This is a genomic window from Catellatospora bangladeshensis (assembly GCF_016862575.1).
GTDB lineage: Bacteria > Actinomycetota > Actinomycetes > Mycobacteriales > Micromonosporaceae > Catellatospora > Catellatospora bangladeshensis.
On the sequence record NZ_BONF01000071.1, the window covers coordinates 1 to 16,733 of the forward strand.

The following is a 16,733-nucleotide window of genomic DNA, read 5'->3' on the forward strand; positions in this document are numbered from 1 at the left end:
CCCCCGATTCAGGCGTGTCGTACCCACAGTTCGCGCAAGATCGGCGCAATGGGTGGGGGTGGCCGTGGGTCAGGTCGGGCTGGGCGTGGGTCAGGTGGGGGTGGGGCCGGAGCGGGTGGGGACGGGTGGGCGGCAGGCGGGGGTGGGGTCGGCGATCTCGCCTTCGGTGACGAGGGCCAGGAAGGCGTCCAGGACCGCGGGGTCGAAACGGGTGCCCCGGCCCGCTTCGAGCACGAGGCGGGGCGAGCCGGGGACCGGCGGATAGGGCGATGACGTGCCGCGGGCATCGGCCCACGCGTCGCAGACGGCGATGATGCGCGCGCCGACGGGAATGGCCGGACCGGCGAGCCCGCGCGGATGACCGGTGCCGTCGTGGCGCTCATGGTGCGCGGCCAGGACCGGCACCAGGTCGGGGCGGTTCGCCAGCTCGCCGAGCCGCCGCGCGGCCTCCTCGGGGCGGGCCTCGCCGAGCCGGCGAGTGGCCTCCTCAGGGCGGGCCTCGCCGAGCCGTCGAGTGGCCTCCTCGGGGCGGACGCGGGAGTCATCGCCGAGGTCCTGAACCGGTCGGGTGCCGTGGTCGTCGGGTAGGCCGTGGTCGCGGCGGCAGCCGTCGAGGTCGGCGCAGGCGAGGCCGCGCAGTCGGGCGGCGGCGGCGATGCGCTGCTGGGTCGCCTCGTCCAGGCCGAGCCGGGCCGCGGTGGTCCAGGCCCAGCCGCTGATCGCGGCGCTGCGGAAGCCGTCGCCGCGGATCCGGTCGGTCTCGTCGGCCAGCCAGACCAGGGCGGGCGGCAGGTCGAGCGCCGGGGCGGCGTCGACCTGCCCGAACGGCCCGCAGCCGAGCACCCGGTCCCGGCCCAGCGACTTGGCGCCGTACAGGGCGCGGTCGGCGGCTTCGACGACGTCGTCGACGGCGAGCTGCCCGCCGTGGTCGGCCGGCTCGGCGCAGGCGACCCCGAACGAGGCCGTCAGCGGCAGCGGCTCGGCGACGCCGGGCACCACCACCGGGGCCGCGCGCAGGTCGGCGCGCAGCCGTTCGGCGAGGTCCAGCGCCGCCCGGCCGTCCGTGTGGGGCAGCAGGCAGACGAACTCCTCCCCGCCGTAGCGGCAGAGCAGGTCGCTGCCGCGCAGCGGGCGCCGCAGCCGGTCGGCGACCTCGGACAGCACGGCGTCCCCGACGGAGTGGCCGTAGGTGTCGTTGACGGTCTTGAAGTGGTCCAGGTCGACCAGGATGATGCTCAGCGGGCCGTGGTCCGCCGTCGTCTCGGCGGCGAGCTTCTCCTCGAAGTAGCGCCGGTTGTAGAGGCCGGTCAGCGAGTCGGTGATGGCGGCGGTGCGCAGCTGCTCGGTGAGCCGGGCGCGGTCGCGGGCGGCGACGATCTGGCGCACCAGCAGGCCCATGAGCAGCAGCAGGGCGACCGACAGGGTCACCCGGCTGAGGTGCCCGACCAGGAGCATGTCCGCGATGGCGAGGCTGCCCACGATCAGCACCGCGACCAGCGCGGGCAGGAAGGACACCTCGCGGGCGGCCAGCGGCTCGCGTTCGCCGGCGGGGTGGCGGCCCGCCATCAGCGCGGCCAGGCACATCAGCACCGCCTCGACCTGCCAGCCCACGTTGAGCCAGGTCGAGCTGGTGTACGGGTGCAGCACGCTGAGGTACGCGTAGACCGCGTCCATCACGACCGCGAACCCGAACGCCGCCCCGACGACGATCATCGACCGGGGAACCCGGCGCGGGGCGACCAGCAGCAGCGCCCCCAGCATCGCGACGATGATCACCGAGAACACCGGGTAGAGGAAGTTGACGAACTCGGCGGGATGCCAGGTCTCCGGTACCAGCGGGGCGATGACCACCTGCCAGCCGATCGCCGCCCCGGCCGCGGCTACCAGCAGCGCGTCCAGCAGGCTGCGCATCCGCAGCCCCAGCCCGACCACGATGCCGAGAATCGTGAACACGTAACGCAGCAGGTAGAAGAGGTCGGCGAGCGTGGGGACCGGTGGGCTGCCCGGCGTGGTGTACACGTAATAGGCCCAGGTGAGGTCACCGGCCAGCCACAGGAGGCTCGCGGTGAACAGCAGCCGCCAGGCGGTGCGGTCGCGGCCCGAGGCACGCTTCGCGGCGTACCGGCTCAGGCCGACGAAGGCGGCGATGGGGACCAGGTAGAGGATCTCTCCGGTGAAGCGGGCCAGGCTCGGCGAGTCGCGGCCCAGGTAGGTCAGCGCGGCGTACAGCAGCAGCCAGCCGAGGCAGCCGAGCGCGAAGCCGAGCAGAACCCGATCGCGCCCGCCCGGCGACACCCGGTCCTCGTGCACCATTCCGCCCCCGTGCTGAACCCCGCCGGCATGGTGTCTGCCCAGCCATGTTGTCCGTACTGATCGCTATACGTCCCGTTTAATACTAGTTCCGCTGCGACCACGGGGGGCGGGGTGGCCGGTCCTGCCGGCCACCCCGTCTTTCTCAGCCGGCGGTACAGGTCACCGCCGGGACGGCGTTGGTGCCGTTCCAGGAGGCGAGGAAGCCGAAGCTCGTGCTGCCGCTCGCGGCGAGGCTGCCGTTCCAGCTCGCGTTGCGCGCGGTCACCGCGGCCCCGCTGCTGGTCACGGTGGCGCTCCAGGCCTGGGTGACGGTCTGGCCGTTGGCGAACGTCCAGTTCACCGCCCAGCCCGTGATCGCGGAGCTGCCCGCGGTCACCTTCACCTCGGCCTGGAAGCCGCCCGGCCACGAGTTCGTGATGGTGTACGTGGCGGAGCAGCTGCGCCCGCCCTGCGACGCGCTCGGCGACGGGCCGGTGGACCGCGACGGGCTCGGCGAGGCGGACGGGCTGGCCGACGGGCTCGCGGACGGCGACGGGCCGGTCGAGGCCGACGGGCTCGGCGACGAGGTGCCGCCGAAGATCGTCGCCTCCTTGGCGGTGGCCTTGAGGCCGTTCGCGCCGTTCACGATGCGCTGACCCCAGGTGGTGAGCTGGGCCGGGTCGAAGTTCAGCGCCATGTCGAGGATCGGGTCGGTGTTGCCGCTCCACGACCACGCGAGGTAGCCCAGGCCGCGGGCCTGCGCCTCGGCCAGGATCGTCTCGTGGTCGACCTCGTTGCTGTTGAACCGCCAGCCGAACTCGCCGATCACCAGCGGCCAGCCGTTGGTCCGGAACCGGTTCAGGTAGTCGGTGATCGCCGTGGCGGTGTTGAACACGGCGTACATGTGGATCGACAGCACCGTGTTGCGCTGGGTGTCGGCGTTCAGGATCGTCTGCGCGTTGTCGCGCATGGTGTACTGCCAGTCCTGGCCCCAGTTCGGCGCGTCCACCATGATCAGGTGCTGGAAGCCGTTGGTGCGCATCTTCTGGATCGCGGCGACGGTCGCGGCGGTCCACTGGCTCGCGTTGACGTTGCCGATCGGCTCGTTGCCGATGTTGATGACGACGTAGTTCTCCTGGCCGACCAGCGCGCTCTTCTGGCTGATCCAGTAGTTGACCGCCTCGTCGAGCGACGCGGCCGCGCCCTCCTCGCCGTAGCCGGTGGTGTCGTGCACCTCCAGCACGCAGATCAGCTTGTTCGTCTTGCACAGAGTGATCACGTTGGCGACGTCGTTGGACGGGCCCCAGCGCTTGCCGCTGCCGAGCACCACCCGGATCGTGTTGGCCCCGGCGGCCTTGATGTTGGCGAAGGAGCTGGTCTGGCCGGTGTACCAGACGTGCGGGTGGTTGACCCCGCGCATGACGAACTTCTGGCCGTTGGCCTCGACGATGTCGGTGCCGCTGATACGCAGGCCGACGGCCGCCTCAGCGGGCGCGACGGCGACCAGGACGGACGCGGCGAGGGCCAGCACGGCCACGCCGATGGAAGTGAGCAGTCTTTTCATGACCTACCTTCAGGCAGGAAGGCCCCGAGGAATGGGGGCGGGACAGGTATCGGTGCAGGCAAGAACGCCTGACCGCTGGTCGCTGCCCAAGACACCCGCGCGGACATCAGCCTAGGCGAATTCGTATGGACTCGCAACTATCCCGCTCGGCCGGTCCGGTTCGCCGGGTCCGGTGCGTTTCACGTCTCTGACGCGTTAGTCACCACGTGGAATCTGACAGCTCCGCGCCCACGAAAAGGATGTTCGAGTCCGCGACCCCAGCCCGCCGCCGGTGCGGACGGATCGCCGCCGCCGTCGCGGTGGCCGTCGCGCTCCTGGCCGGCGCGGCCCCCGCCGCGTCCGCCGCGGCCGCCGAGCCCGACGACGTGCCCGAGACGGCCTCGCCGAAGGTCGCCACGCTGCGTGCCAATCTGGAGACGGCCGCGACCGCCTACGTTACGGCGGAGGCGGCGCTGGGATCGTCGCGCAAGCGCCAGGCCGAGCTGGCCGCCGAGGTCAAGACGGCCGACCGCCGCCTCGACGCGGCCAGGGAGCAGGTCGCCAAGTACGCGTCTCGGGCGTACCGGACGGGCCGGCTGGGCGTGCTCGGGATGATCGTCAGGGCGTCCTCGCAGGACGAGTACCTGGCCCGGATCGCCGCGGTCGAGCAGCTCGCCGCGTACGACGACGCCCGGCTGCGCGAGCTGGCGGGGGCACGCGCCACGGCCGCGGCGGCCAAGGCGTCGGTCGACGCCGAGGTGCGGGAGCAGGCCAGGCAGGTAGCCGAGATGTCGCGGCGCAAGAAGGCGATGGAGGTGGCGCTGTCGGCCGCCGGCGGCTACGCGGCCGAGGGCTGGGTCGATCCCGCGTCGCCGCTGGCCGCGCCCGCGCCGCGCAACCGCGACGGGAGCTGGCCCCGCGAGAAGTGCACGATCGACGACCCGACCACCTCCGGCTGCATCACTCCGCGCACGCTGCACGCGCTGCGGCAGGCGCAGCAGGCCGGGTTCAAGCGGCTGACCTCCTGCCACCGCTCAGGCGGCCGGTATGAGCACCCCACCGGCCGGGCCTGCGACTTCGCCACGAACACCGGCGGATTCTCGGAGTCCTCCGCCAAGGGCGAGGCGAGGGTGTACGGCGACCGGCTCGCCTCGTTCTTCATCAAGAACGCGCGCCGGCTCGGGGTGCTCTACGTCGTCTTCTACTGCAAGATCTGGCTGCCGGGGTCCGGCTGGCAGCACTACGACTCGGGCAGCGCGAAGTGCGGCAGCTCCCCCTCGGCCGACCACACCAACCACGTGCACCTGTCGGTGTACTAACTCAGCCGGGTGAGGGCTTCAGCCAGGGGCACCACGTCGGCGTACTTGGCGTCGAGGTCGAACAGGTTCGCGTCGTGCGGGCCGGGGTCGCGGTCGGCGCACGCCTCGCGCACCACCATCGGGCGGAAGCCGTGCTGGAGCGCGTCCACGGCGGACGCGCGCACGCAGCCGCTGGTGGAGAACCCGCCGATGACGAGGGTGTCGACGCCGTTGGCGGTGAGCCAGGCGGGCAGCGAGGTGCCCGCGAAGGCGCTGGCGTAGTGCTTGTGCACCACGTGCTCGCCGGGCGCGGGCGCCAGCTCGGGCGGGAACTCCCCCAGCGGGCTGCCCGCGGCGAACGCCGCCAGCGCGGGCACCTTCGCGGCGAACAGGGGTGCTTCGGAGCAGGTCGCGTCGGCGTACCGCACGCCGGTGAGGACCACCGGGAGGCCGCTGCCGCGCGCGGTGCCCAGCAGCGCGGCCATGGCGGCGACCGCGGCCTGCGCGGTGTCGAGGAACAAGGGCGAACCCGGCAGGGTGTACGCGGCGACGGGGTCCACCAGCAGCAGCGCGGGCCGGCTGCCCCAGCCGAGGCGCCGGGAGAACCCCGCCGCCGTGTAGTCCGCGTGCAGCTCCATCAGATCACGCCCTGCGCGCGCAGCTCGGCGCGCTCGTCGTCACTCAGTCCGAGCAGCCCGCCGTAGACCTCGTCGTTGTGCTGGCCGAGGGACGGGCCCGCCCAGCGCACCGACCCGGGGTCGGCGGACAGGCGCGGCGCGACGTTCTGCATGGGCAGCTCGCCGAAGTCGGGGTGCGGCACGCGCACGATCGCCTCGCGGGCGGCGATGTGCGGGTCGGCCAGCATGTCCTTGGCGGTGTAGACGCCACCGGCGGGCACGCCCGCCTCGTGCAGCTCGGCGAGCAGCTTGTCGGCGGGCCGGGTGCGGGTCCACTCGCTGATCAGGTCGTCCAGCTCGACCTGGTGGGCGCCGCGCGCGCCGTGCGTGGCGTAGCGGGCGTCGGTGGTCAGCTCGGGCCGCCCCATCACGTCGCACAGCCGGGCGAAGACGGTGTCCTGGTTGGCGGCGATGAGCACGTCGGAGCCGTCGGCCGTGGGGTAGGCGTTGCTCGGGGCCACGTTGGGCAGGATCGCGCCGGTGCGCTCGCGCTGGTATCCGGCCACGGCCCACTCGGGCAGCAGGGACTCCATCATGGCCAGCACGGCCTCGTAGATCGCCGAGTCGACGACCTGACCGCGGCCGGTGCGCTCGCGGGCGTGCAGTGCGGCGAGCGTGCCGTACGCGGCGTAGGTCGCGGCGAGCGAGTCGCCGAGCGAGATGCCGGCGCGGGCCGGGGGCCGGTCGGGTTCGCCGATGACGTGCCGGATGCCGCCCATGGCCTCGCCGATCGAGCCGAAGCCGGCGCGTGGCGCGTACGGGCCGGTCTGGCCGTAGCCGGTGACCCGGACCAGGATCAGCCGCGGGTTGATCGCGGACAGCTCGTCCCAGCCGAGGCCCCAGCGTTCCAGGGTGCCGGGTCGGAAGTTCTCCAGCAGCACGTCGGCGTCGGCGACGAGGCGGCGCACCAGGTCCTGCCCGGCCTGGCTGCGCAGGTTGCAGGTGACGGACTTCTTGTTGCGGGCGACGACGGGCCACCACAGGGACTGCCCGTGCGGCTTCTCGCGGCCCCACTGCCGCATGGGGTCGCCCTTGCCGGGGTCCTCCAGCTTGATGACCTCAGCGCCGAAATCGCCGAGCAGCTGGCCGCAGAACGGTCCGGCCAGCAGGGTTCCGGTTTCGATCACCCGGATGTCGGATAGTGCACCAGTCACGGCGGGATCCTATGCTTTGGAAACGCTGTTTCGCTAGAGGAACCACCCTACGCGGTGGCCGTGTCGAGAGGAAGCCGTGGAGATCGTCGAGGTGGGCCCGCGCGACGGGCTGCAGAACGAGAAGGCCCTGCTGCCGACCCCGGTGAAGGTCGATTACATCACCCGCGCGATCGCCGCGGGACTGCGCCGCATCGAGGCGGTCGCGTTCGCCCACCCGGCCCGCGTGCCGCAAATGGCCGATGCCGAGGCGGTACTCGCCGCGGTGCCGCGTCCCGCCGGGGTCTCCTATATCGGGCTGGTGCTCAACCAGCGCGGGCTGGACCGGGCGCTGGCCAGCGCGGGCGTGCACGAGGTCAACTACGTGCTGGTCGCCACCGACGAGTTCTCGCAGCGCAACCAGGGCATGAGCAGCGCGCTCTCGCTCGGCCAGTGGGCGGGCGTCGCCACCGCCGCTCGCGCCGCGGGACTGCGTACGACGCTGACGGTCGCGGCGGCGTTCGGCTGCCCGTTCACCGGCGAGGTGCCCGCCGAGCGGGTCCGGGCGCTGGTGGAGCAGGCCATGGCGGCCCCACCGGACGAGATCTGCCTGGCCGACACGATCGGCGTGGGCGTGCCGCGGCAGGTCGCGGAGCTGGTCACGGCGGTGCGCTCGGCCGCGCCGGACGTCGCGCTGCGCGCGCACTTCCACAACACCCGCAACACCGGCTACGCCAACGCGCTCGCCGCGCTGGAGCACGGGGTGTCCGCGCTGGACGCCAGCATCGGCGGCATCGGCGGCTGCCCGTTCGCGCCCGCCGCGACCGGCAACATCGCCACCGAGGACCTGTCCTACCTGCTCGGCCGCTCGGGTGTCGCGACCGGCGTGGACACGGCGGGGGCTGCCGAGACCGGCACCTGGATCGCCGAGCGGCTCGGCGTGACGGCCCCGGCGATGCTGGGCCGGGCGGGCGTCTTCCCGCCCGGCTGATCCGCCCCCGCGGGCGGCCATGTCGTCCCGGCGTGGCAACAAAGATGATGCGAAGGCATCATCTTTGTTGCCACGCCGACAGGTGACACCCGTCTGCGGCAGCAGAGCGATCACGTCATGCCGCCCGACCACGACGACGCCGCAGACGCCGTCGGCCCGGGCGGCCGCCGCGCTCAGGCGGCGCAGATCGCCATCGCGGAGACCTGCCAGGGCGTGGTCGTGCCGTACACCATCGGCCGGGCGGCGGCCTGGGCCGTGCCGGACCCCGTCCACGGCGCCATCGCCTCGAACTTAGCGCCGTTGTCGGCGTAGCCGAGCGCGCCGCCGATGCCGTGCACGGTCGTCCCGGCCGGGCAGGTCACCACGACGGACTTGTCCGCCGTGTCGAGCGGGCTGGCGGCGTACGCACGCTGCTGGCCGGGCACCGGGTCGACGCAGATCGCCCACACGTCGCCCCAGCCGACGAGCCCGGCGTAGTCGCCCGGCACGACCTCGCGCGCCCGGTTCCACTGCACCGTCACCATGCCCAGGGCCGCGTCCACGACGAGGTCGTCGAGGATGAACCGCGACTTGTGCACGCTGCCGCCCAGCCCGATGGCCTTGCGGCCCTTGGGGCAGTACGCCTTCGCGGTGCCCGTGGTCTGGCCCGGCAGCGACTCGTACGAGGTGCGCACGATGGTGTGGCCGGTGACTCCCGTGCCGCAGACCGCCCACGCCTGCACCGCGAACGGCGTGACCGGCACGAACACGCCGTCGCGGTATCCCTCGTGCGGGTAGGCCGTCGCCTGCCAGGCCCGCCCGTCGGCCCGCGGCCCGGTGTGGTTGAGCTGCGCCACGCCGTTGCCGCCGGTCACCCGCCCGCCGCCGCCGAGCAGCAGCGTCCCGGCGGGGCACACGGCCTCGGCGGTCTTGGCCGCGAGGTCGGCAAGGGTCGTCCCGGAGACGACGACCCGCCCCGGCACGGCAGCCGCCGGAGCGGCCGGGGCGAGGGTGCTCGCCGCCGCGAGCAGTGCGACGGCGAGCACGCGGGCACTACGGAGTGGGTTCATGGCTGTCCTCACGTGTCAGGGGTCGTGCCCTGATCGTGAGGCCGGCCGGGAGCCGCCGCGAGCGGTCGCCGCCTATCCGACACCCGTGGACGCGCCTGCTCAGGCGCAGATCGCCTGCGCGTACGCCCGCCACGGGACGGCCGCGCCGAAGAACGTGTCCCGGGCGTCGACGAAGACCCTGTTCGGCGCGACCGGCGCCACCGCGTCGAGCATGGCCGCGTCGCCGCCGTACTCGACGCCGCCGCCGACGGCGTGCGGTTCGGTACCGAACGGGCAGTAGGCGAAGACGAGCTTGTCCGCCGTGCCGGTCGCGCTCTGCGCGCTGACCCGCTGCTGGCCGGGCACCGGGTTCACGCAGATCGCCCACACGTACGCCGTGCCGCTGATCTCCTGGTTGTCCGGCCGCCGGTGCCAGTCGACGGTGACGGTGCTCAGCGCGGAGTCCACCCTGATCCCGGTGAGCAGGGCCAGCAGTGACTTGTGCGCGCCGCCGCCCATGCCGATGACCTTCTTGCCCGCCGGGCAGCTCGCACTGGCGCTGCCCGACAGCTGGTAGCCGGGGATGGCGGGACGGAGGTTCACGATCTCGTGCCCGGTCACACCGGTCCCGCAGATCGCCCACACGGTGACCGCGAAGGGAACGGGCGCGACGCCCGACTGGGGATCCTGGTGGGCGCCCGCCTCCATCACCTGCCCGCCCCAGACCGACGGTCCCACACGGTAGAGCCGGACCCGGCCCACTCCGTCGACGACGTCCCCGCCGCCGCCTAGCAGCAGGGTCCCGGCCGGACAGGACACAGTGGCGATCTTGCTGGCGGTGTCCGTCGGCGTCGTCGCGCTGACGACGACCCGTCCGGCTACCGCGACCGCCGGGGTGGCCACCACGACGGCGGACCCCGCCAGGGCGAGTGCGGTCGCGGCGGCGACCGTGCAGACACGACGCAGGATGCTCATGGCACTCCTCGACAGCCGTCCGGCCGGGATGCCGGGACCTCGATCTTCGGCAGCAGCACCCGCCACGCCCAGCCGAAGCCGTCAATCCGACACACGCGGCCGAGCCGCCGCGGCCGGGACGCGCAGGGTGGGGCGCACACCCAGTCGTTCGTGCACCCGCCGCGCCCTTCGCCGCCGGGTCGACACAGCGAACTGTCCGTCAGGGCTGCCGCGCACCTGTGGGTGCCCGACAGCAGGCTCTACCTTCCGGTCAGTGCGGGATCGCACATGCCGATCGCGTCGCGCTGCCAGTCGGTGTCCGCGAGCGCCACGTCGTACACGACCTCGCGCACCTGGCCGTCGACCGTCTCGACGGAGAGTCTGATGGGCAGCGGATCCGATGGGAAGTCGACAGGGCAGCCGAACTGCAGCTGGACGAGGAAGCGCCCGGTGCCGTCTGGCGGCACCGGCAGGGCCGCCTGGCCCCAGCTGGCGACGCGGACACCGGGCTGCTCCGCCTCGGCCGCGCGGATCACGACCGGCCTGGGCCCTGCGTTGAACACGACGAGCCTGCCGGACAGATTCACCGAGGTCGCGGTGGCGGAGCCACCGAAGTTGGCGGTCTCGGGCCGCACCACGAGCGCGACCTTCGCGGCCTGCGCCGTGTCCTCCAGGTGATCGCGCCAGCCGTTGACGGCGACGCCCCCTACCACCAGACCCGCCACGAAGACGGCGAGGAACGCGGCGACCCGGCGGCCGCCAAAACGGCCGAACAGGGCATCGCTGCGCCCGCCCGCATCTGCGGCCTGGTCCAGGTCGATCACGTCATGCTGCACGATCATGGCGACAGAGTAGGCGGAGACGATCTCCCACGCGGACCCCGTCGGCACGCCGCGCGCCCCGGCAAGGCTGAGGCGCGCTGCGGTGCCGCCTCAGCGGGCCACGAAACGGCCGCTCGGGGTGCCGAGGACCTGGCCGTCGCGGTAGGCGATCCGGCCGCCGACGACGGTCGTCACCGGCCAGCCCTTGACCTTGTGACCCTCGAACGGGCAGTGGTCCTGGCCGGACAGCAGCAGGTCGCTGGTGACCTCCTGCTCCAGCTCCGGGTCCACGATGGTGAGGTCGGCGTCCAGGCCGACCATCAGGCCGCCCTTGCGCCCGGCCAGGCCGTACGCCCGTGCGGGGTTGGCCGAGGCGAGCTCGGCGACCCGCTGCGGGGACAGGCCGCGGCGGTGCATGCCCTCGCTGAGCAGGATCGGGTAGAGCAGCGCGGTGCCGCCGAAGCCGGGCAGGGCCGGCCACAGCTGGTCGCCCTTGTGCTCCTCCAGGCAGCAGGCGTGGTCGGAGGCGACCCAGTCCACGGTGCCGTCGAGCACCGCCGCCCACAGCGCCTCGGTGTCGGACACGGCCCGGATCGGCGGGTTGACCTTGGCGCCGAGGCCGCCGCGCCGGTCCAGGCTCTCGTAGTCGAGGCAAAGGTGGTGCAGGGTGACCTCACAGCGCAGGTCCATGCGGCCGGACGCCTTGGCCGCACCGGCGGCGGCGATCGCGTCGGCCGAGGACAGGTGCAGCAGATTGACCGGGCAGCCGGTGGCCGCCGCGAGCGTGGTGGCCTCGCCGATGGCGACCTGCTCGGTGAGCGGCGGCCGGGCGTCGGAGTACGCCTTGAGCGTCTGCGGGTCGCCCGCGGCCCGGACCCGGTCGATGAACAGGCGCATCAGCTCGGCCTGCTCGCAGTGCAGGGACAGCGACACCCGCCGCCCGTCGCGCTGGTTCGCCGCGACGGCCTCCATGATCTGGTACAGGTGGCCGAGGTCGTACTCGTCGCTCATGGTGAAGGATTTGGCGTCACGGGAGTCGGCGGAGAGGTTGAAGCCCTTGTAGAACATGTAGTACTTGAACGAGCTGACGCCGTGCTCGTCGACCAGCGACGGCACCTCGCCCACCTGGGCGGTGTCCATCGGCGCGAGGTGGAAGCCGTAATCGGTCCAGGCGTGGCCGGCCACCGCGTCGAGCACCTGCGGGAAGATCTCGGCGTAGGGGCCGGTGCGGTTGAGGTAGTGCTGGCCGGTGCGGAAGTAGGACAGCACCGTGGTGACGCCGCCGACCAGCGACGAGCGGGTCTCCTCGGCCGCGTCGAGCGCGAGGTCGCGATAGATGCCCAGGTGGTAGTGGGCGTCGACGGCACCGGGGAAGACGAGCCGGTCGCGGGCCGAGATCACCTGCTCGGCCTCGGCGGTGTCGATCGCGTCGGCGATGGCGGCGATGCGCCCGTCCCGGACGGCGAGATCGGCGCGGACGGTGCCGACGTACGGCAGTACGAGCGTTCCGTCCTTGACCAGCAGGTCGTAGCGGGCCACGGCATTACCTCCCAGCAGTGTGTTTCGCACACTGTAACGGGGTTTCCTTTTTGCGGATAGGGCGTGTACCTTTCTCGCATGCCGCCCGCCGCCCTGTCCGGGATCACCGTCGTCGACGCCGCGACCCTCTTCGCCGGACCGCTCGCCGCGACGATCCTGGGCGACTACGGCGCGAATGTCATCAAGATCGAGCACCCGGCCAAGGGCGACCCGTCGCGCGGGCACGGCCCGTCCCGCGACGGCGTGCCGCTGTGGTGGACCATGCTCGGCCGCAACAAGCACACGGTCACCCTCGACCTGGGCCGGGCTGAGGGCGCGGAGCTTGCCAAACGGCTGCTGGCCGAGGCGGACGTGCTGATCGAGAACTTCCGGCCGGGCACGCTGGAGCGCTGGGGCCTGTCCCCCGAGGTGCTGCACCAGGTCAACCCGCGCCTGATCATCGCCCGGGTCACCGCGTTCGGGCAGTTCGGGCCGTACGCGCACCGTCCCGGCTTCGGCACCATCGCCGAGGCGATGAGCGGCTTCGCCGCGATCACCGGCGAGCCCGACGGCCCGCCTACCCTGCCGCCGTTCGGGCTGGCCGACGGGATCTCCGCCCTGACCTGCGCGCAGGCGGTGATGACCGCGCTCTACCACCGGGACGCCAACGGCGGCACCGGGCAGGTGATCGACCTGGCCATCGTCGAGCCGATGCTCACCGTGCTCGGCATGCAGGCCATGGCGTACGACCAGCTCGGGCTCGTGCAGCAGCGCACCGGCAACCGGTCGGTCAACAACGCGCCGCGCAACACCTACCGCACCCGCGACGGCCGCTGGGTCGCCGTCTCCACCAGCGCCCAGGCCGTCGCCGAGCGGGTGCTGCGCCTGGTCGGCCACCCCGAGGTCATCGCCGAGCCCTGGTTCGCCTCCGGCGCCGGCCGCGCCGCGCACGCCGAGGAGCTGGACGGATACGTCGGCGGCTGGATCGCCGAACGCGACCTGGCCGAGGTCGCCAAGGCGTTCGAGGACGCGCAGGCCGCCGTCGCCCCCATCTACGACATCGCCGACGTGTTCACCGACCCGCAGTACGCCGCCCTCGACTCGGTCACCACCGTCGCCGACCCCGTGCTCGGCCCGCTGCGCATGCCGAACGTGCTCTACCGCATGTCGCAGACGCCGGGCCGGATCGGCTGGACCGGGCGGCCGCGCGGGGCCGACAACGACGCCGTCTACCGCGACCGGCTCGGCCTGACCGAGGACGAGCTGACCACCCTGCGCGCCACCGGAGTGATCTGATGCAGGCACCCGAACTCGACCGGCACACCCTGCTGTCCTCACCCAGCGGCCGCCACCCCGCTGGCACCCCGTGGGCGGCGCTGGCCGGGCGGCCCGTGCTCGACCTGGCCCACCCGATGCGGCGCGGCATGCCGCAGTCGCCGAACCACCCGCCGTACCGGATGGCACTGGAACGCCGCCACGGCGACATGGTCCGCCCCGACGGCGGCTCGGCCGCCAACGAGCTGATCGTCACCGGCGGCCACGTCGGCACCCACGTGGACGCGCTCGCCCACGTCTCCCAGGACGGCCTGCTGCACGGCGGTCGCGACGCCGCCGCGCTCGCCTCCCACCAGGGCTTCAGCGACCTCGGCATCGACACGTTCCCGCCGTACCTCGGCCGGGCCGTGCTGCTCGACGTCGCCCGCGCGCACGGCGTCACGGTGCTGCCCGCCGGATACGAGATCACGCCCGACGACCTCGACCGCGCGGCGGCCGGGCTGGCCATCGGCGCGGGCGAGGTGATCCTCATCGGCACCGGCTGGTCCCGGCGCTGGCACGAGCACGACGCGTTCGTCGGGCAGCGCGACGGCACCCCCGGCCCCGGCGAAGCGGGCGCCCGCTGGCTGGCCGCGCACACCCCCGCCGCCGTCGGCGCGGAGACCATCGCCTTCGAGTGCATCCCCGCCGGGCGCGGCCACGCCGTGCTGCCCGCGCACCGGGTGCTGCTCGTCGAACACGGCGTCCACATCGTCGAGACGATGAACCTCGCCCCGCTGCTGGACACCGGAGCCCGCGAGATGCTGCTCGTCCTCAACCCCCTGCCCCTGACCGGCGCCACCGGCGCCCCGGTGCGCCCGCTGGCGGTGCCCGCATGACGGCCCCGCCGCAGGGCACGCCCGCCGGGCCGGGCGAGACGCCGCCGCAGACCGCGGTGCAGGCGCTCGCCGAGTTCGCGGTCGGCTGCCGCAAGGGTGCGGTCCCTGACGGCGTGCCCGGACGGATCCTCGACATCCTCGGGCTGGGCCTCGCCGCCCAGCACGATCCCGCCGTGGCGGCAGTGCTGCGGTCGGTACGCCGCTGGGGCGGCACGCCCGAGGCCACCGTCATCGGCGCGGGCGACCGGCTGCCCGCCCCGGCCGCCGCGCTGGTCAACGGGGTCATGGCGCACGCGCTCGACTTCGACGACACCCACCTGCCGTCCGTGCTGCACCCCAGCGCGAGCATCGTCCCTGCCGCGCTCGCCGCCGCCGAGGCGACCCGCGCCACCGGGCCGGAGCTGGTCCGCGCCGTCGCCGCCGGGATCGAGATCTGCAACCGGCTCGGCATGGCCGCGTACGACCGCGAGCTGCGCAACTCCGTGTTCTTCGAGCGCGGCCTGCACGCGACCTCGATCTGCGGCACGATCGGCGGGGCCTCCGCGGCGGGGCTGCTGTACGGGCTGGACGCCGACGGGATCGCGCACGCCATGGGCATCGCCGCGTCCATGGGGGCGGGGCTGCTGGAGGCCAACCGGACCGGGGGCACGGTCAAGAAGACGCACTGCGGCTGGGCCGCGCACGCCGGGGTGAGCGCGGCGGTGTTCGCCGCCGACGGGCTCACGGGGCCGCCGACGGTGCTGGAGGGGCGGTTCGGGTTCTTCACCGCGTACACCGGCGGGTTCCTCGACGGCGACGCGTTGCTCGGCGACCTGGGCACGCGGTGGGAGCTGGCGCGGACGGTGTACAAGCCCTACCCGACCAACCACTTCACGCACCCCGGGATCGACTGCGCGCTCGCGCTGCGCGAGGCGGGGCTGGACCCGGCCGCGATCGACACGGTCGAGCTGGGTGTGGCGGGGCCCGTGCTGCGCACCATCGCCGAGCCGGCGGACGAGAAGGCGCGACCGCGCTCGGCGTACCACGGGAAGTTCTCCGGGCCTTACACCGTCGCGTCCGCGCTGCTCGGCGGGGGCGGATTGGGTCTCGGGCTGGACGACTTCCGGGAGCTGACCGGCGAGCGGCTCGCGCTGGCCGCGCGGGTCACCTGCGTGGCCGACGAGCGTGCCACCGAGCTGTTCCCGCACGCGTTCGCGGCCGTGCTGCGCGTACGCACCCGCGACGGGCGCGAGTGGGAGCACCGGGCCGACTCCTCCCGTGGCAGCGAGCGCCATCCGCTGTCCGAGGACGAGCTGGCCCGCAAGTTCGCCATGAACGCCGCCGAGTCACTGCCCGCCGACCGCGCCGCCACCCTGGCCGCCGCCGCCTTCGACCGCCACGACGCCGCCCGCCTCCTCGCCCTCACCGTCGCCTGATCACGCCGCTCACCTTCGTCTCGCCTACGCCCTCGACCCCCCGCTTCCCGCCGGAGCCCATCCGAACGGGGCTCATCACTGTCATCGGTGAGATAGCCACCCTGGTCGGAGCGCTCTACCTGCTCGACCGCAGCGACCAGGCCAACGGGTGGCGATATATCGGCCACGCCTGGGAGGCCGCGAAGGCCGCAGACAGCGCCGAACTCCAAGCGATCATCCTTGCCGGCCGCTCCTTCGGCGTCGTCTACTTCACTGGCGACCACCGCACCGCAACCACAGAAACAAGAGGCATCCCGCATTGAAGGCACTCGTACTCGACTTCGGCGGCGTGCTCACCAATGACTTCTGGGAGGTCCTACGCGGCTTTGCCCGGAGTGAGGGGCTATCCGAGAATGCCCTTGTCGACCTCGTGACGAAGGATCCGGAAGGGGCCGAACTCCTTCGAAGCCTGGAACGCGGTGGCATCGGTCAGGCGGAGTTCGAACGCGAGATGTCGGCGCGGCTCGGTGTGCCCGCTGATGGCCTCCTCGCCCGAATGGCAGCCGACCTCCGGCCGGACGACGTGATGCTCTCCGCCGTGGCCGAGATTCGTTCGGCTGGGGTCAAGGTGGGAATCCTGTCCAACTCTTGGGGCAGCGACCACTTCGACCCCTACGCCCCTTGGAACCTCGCAGAGCGTGCCGACGTCGTAGTGATCTCGGATCAGGTCCGCCTGCGCAAGCCCGACCCGGAGATCTTCGACCTCGTCCTCGACAGGCTTGGTGTTCCGGCCGCAGACTGCCTCTTCATCGACGACATCGCGGCATACCTGGCGCCCGCGAAAGCAAAAGGCATGGCTGTGTGGCATCACACTGACAGCGCTGCCACGGTAGCGGAGCTTCGCCGCGTCTTCCTGTCGACTTACCCCGGCTAA

At 72.9% G+C, this 16,733-nt stretch carries 14 protein-coding genes; 6 read left to right on the forward strand and 8 right to left on the reverse strand.

The features are described from left to right. Positions 1-90 precede the first annotated feature (90 nt). Both Cba03nite_RS38670 and Cba03nite_RS38675 read right to left on the reverse strand, forming a co-directional pair. Positions 91-2,313, reverse strand: a complete 2,223-nt coding sequence (locus tag Cba03nite_RS38670) for a GGDEF domain-containing protein (RefSeq protein ID WP_203757408.1) — start codon at positions 2,311-2,313, stop codon at positions 91-93. Positions 2,314-2,455: 142 nt separating this feature from the next. Next, complete coding sequence (locus Cba03nite_RS38675; RefSeq protein WP_203757410.1) at positions 2,456-3,856, reverse strand: cellulase family glycosylhydrolase; 1,401 nt, start codon at positions 3,854-3,856, stop codon at positions 2,456-2,458. Positions 3,857-4,095: 239 nt separating this feature from the next. Here Cba03nite_RS38675 and Cba03nite_RS38680 point away from each other — a divergent pair, with 239 nt between their 5' ends. Next, on the forward strand, positions 4,096-5,154 hold the full coding sequence (locus tag Cba03nite_RS38680; RefSeq protein ID WP_203757412.1) for a coiled-coil domain-containing protein: 1,059 nt from the start codon (positions 4,096-4,098) through the stop codon (positions 5,152-5,154). Here Cba03nite_RS38680 and Cba03nite_RS38685 read toward each other — a convergent pair. Next, on the reverse strand, positions 5,151-5,771 hold the full coding sequence (locus Cba03nite_RS38685; protein ID WP_203757414.1) for an isochorismatase family protein: 621 nt from the start codon (positions 5,769-5,771) through the stop codon (positions 5,151-5,153). The two genes, Cba03nite_RS38680 and Cba03nite_RS38685, sit on opposite strands and share 4 nt — an antisense overlap. Continuing rightward, the gene (locus Cba03nite_RS38690; RefSeq protein WP_203757416.1) at positions 5,771-6,964 is read right to left on the reverse strand and encodes a CaiB/BaiF CoA transferase family protein; all 1,194 of its coding nucleotides are present in this window, start codon (positions 6,962-6,964) and stop codon (positions 5,771-5,773) included. The genes Cba03nite_RS38685 and Cba03nite_RS38690 overlap by 1 nt, the downstream gene beginning before the upstream one ends. Before the next feature lie 76 nt (positions 6,965-7,040). On the opposite strand from Cba03nite_RS38690, the gene Cba03nite_RS38695 reads away from it, so the two are divergent. Further along, positions 7,041-7,931 (forward strand): hydroxymethylglutaryl-CoA lyase, encoded by an 891-nt coding sequence (locus Cba03nite_RS38695; RefSeq protein ID WP_203757418.1) that lies wholly within the window; start codon positions 7,041-7,043, stop codon positions 7,929-7,931. Between the two features lie 173 nt (positions 7,932-8,104). On the opposite strand, the gene Cba03nite_RS38700 is transcribed toward Cba03nite_RS38695, so the two are convergent. The 4 genes from Cba03nite_RS38700 to Cba03nite_RS38715 all read right to left on the reverse strand — a co-directional run bounded on the left by Cba03nite_RS38700 (position 8,105) and on the right by Cba03nite_RS38715 (position 12,273). Then, entirely contained in the window at positions 8,105-8,980 is an 876-nt protein-coding gene (locus Cba03nite_RS38700) for a hypothetical protein (protein ID WP_203757420.1), read from the reverse strand. Positions 8,981-9,079: 99 nt separating this feature from the next. Continuing rightward, positions 9,080-9,934: a hypothetical protein gene (locus tag Cba03nite_RS38705; protein WP_203757422.1), complete on the reverse strand. Its 855-nt coding sequence runs from the start codon at positions 9,932-9,934 to the stop codon at positions 9,080-9,082. Between the two features lie 239 nt (positions 9,935-10,173). Next, positions 10,174-10,755: a hypothetical protein gene (locus Cba03nite_RS38710; protein WP_203757424.1), complete on the reverse strand. Its 582-nt coding sequence runs from the start codon at positions 10,753-10,755 to the stop codon at positions 10,174-10,176. Between the two features lie 90 nt (positions 10,756-10,845). Then, on the reverse strand, positions 10,846-12,273 hold the full coding sequence (locus Cba03nite_RS38715; protein WP_203757426.1) for a dihydroorotase: 1,428 nt from the start codon (positions 12,271-12,273) through the stop codon (positions 10,846-10,848). Positions 12,274-12,351: 78 nt separating this feature from the next. Between Cba03nite_RS38715 and Cba03nite_RS38720 the strand changes: the two genes are divergently transcribed. From Cba03nite_RS38720 to Cba03nite_RS38735, 4 genes are all read left to right on the forward strand, one after another. Then, the gene (locus tag Cba03nite_RS38720) at positions 12,352-13,548 is read left to right on the forward strand and encodes a CaiB/BaiF CoA transferase family protein (protein WP_203757428.1); all 1,197 of its coding nucleotides are present in this window, start codon (positions 12,352-12,354) and stop codon (positions 13,546-13,548) included. Continuing rightward, on the forward strand, positions 13,548-14,405 hold the full coding sequence (locus Cba03nite_RS38725; protein ID WP_203757430.1) for a cyclase family protein: 858 nt from the start codon (positions 13,548-13,550) through the stop codon (positions 14,403-14,405). Before Cba03nite_RS38720 ends, Cba03nite_RS38725 begins: the two co-directional genes overlap by 1 nt. Beyond that, a complete protein-coding gene (locus tag Cba03nite_RS38730; RefSeq protein WP_203757432.1) occupies positions 14,402-15,820 on the forward strand; it encodes an MmgE/PrpD family protein in 1,419 nt (472 codons plus the stop codon). Before Cba03nite_RS38725 ends, Cba03nite_RS38730 begins: the two co-directional genes overlap by 4 nt. A 298-nt stretch (positions 15,821-16,118) precedes the next feature. Beyond that, positions 16,119-16,733, forward strand: coding sequence for an HAD family hydrolase (locus Cba03nite_RS38735; protein WP_203757434.1), 615 nt, complete (start codon positions 16,119-16,121; stop codon positions 16,731-16,733).

Excerpts from the sequence above, each read along its gene's own strand:
- Cba03nite_RS38670 (WP_203757408.1), bottom strand. The coding sequence starts at position 2,313 with ATGGTGCACGAGGACCGGGTGTCGCCGGGCGGGCGCGATCGGGTTCTG.
- Cba03nite_RS38675 (WP_203757410.1), bottom strand. The coding sequence starts at position 3,856 with ATGAAAAGACTGCTCACTTCCATCGGCGTGGCCGTGCTGGCCCTCGCC.
- Cba03nite_RS38680 (WP_203757412.1), top strand. The coding sequence starts at position 4,096 with ATGTTCGAGTCCGCGACCCCAGCCCGCCGCCGGTGCGGACGGATCGCC.
- Cba03nite_RS38685 (WP_203757414.1), bottom strand. The coding sequence starts at position 5,771 with ATGGAGCTGCACGCGGACTACACGGCGGCGGGGTTCTCCCGGCGCCTC.
- Cba03nite_RS38700 (WP_203757420.1), bottom strand. The coding sequence starts at position 8,980 with ATGAACCCACTCCGTAGTGCCCGCGTGCTCGCCGTCGCACTGCTCGCG.
- Cba03nite_RS38705 (WP_203757422.1), bottom strand. The coding sequence starts at position 9,934 with ATGAGCATCCTGCGTCGTGTCTGCACGGTCGCCGCCGCGACCGCACTC.
- Cba03nite_RS38710 (WP_203757424.1), bottom strand. The coding sequence starts at position 10,755 with ATGATCGTGCAGCATGACGTGATCGACCTGGACCAGGCCGCAGATGCG.
- Cba03nite_RS38720 (WP_203757428.1), top strand. The coding sequence starts at position 12,352 with ATGCCGCCCGCCGCCCTGTCCGGGATCACCGTCGTCGACGCCGCGACC.
- Cba03nite_RS38725 (WP_203757430.1), top strand. The coding sequence starts at position 13,548 with ATGCAGGCACCCGAACTCGACCGGCACACCCTGCTGTCCTCACCCAGC.
- Cba03nite_RS38730 (WP_203757432.1), top strand. The coding sequence starts at position 14,402 with ATGACGGCCCCGCCGCAGGGCACGCCCGCCGGGCCGGGCGAGACGCCG.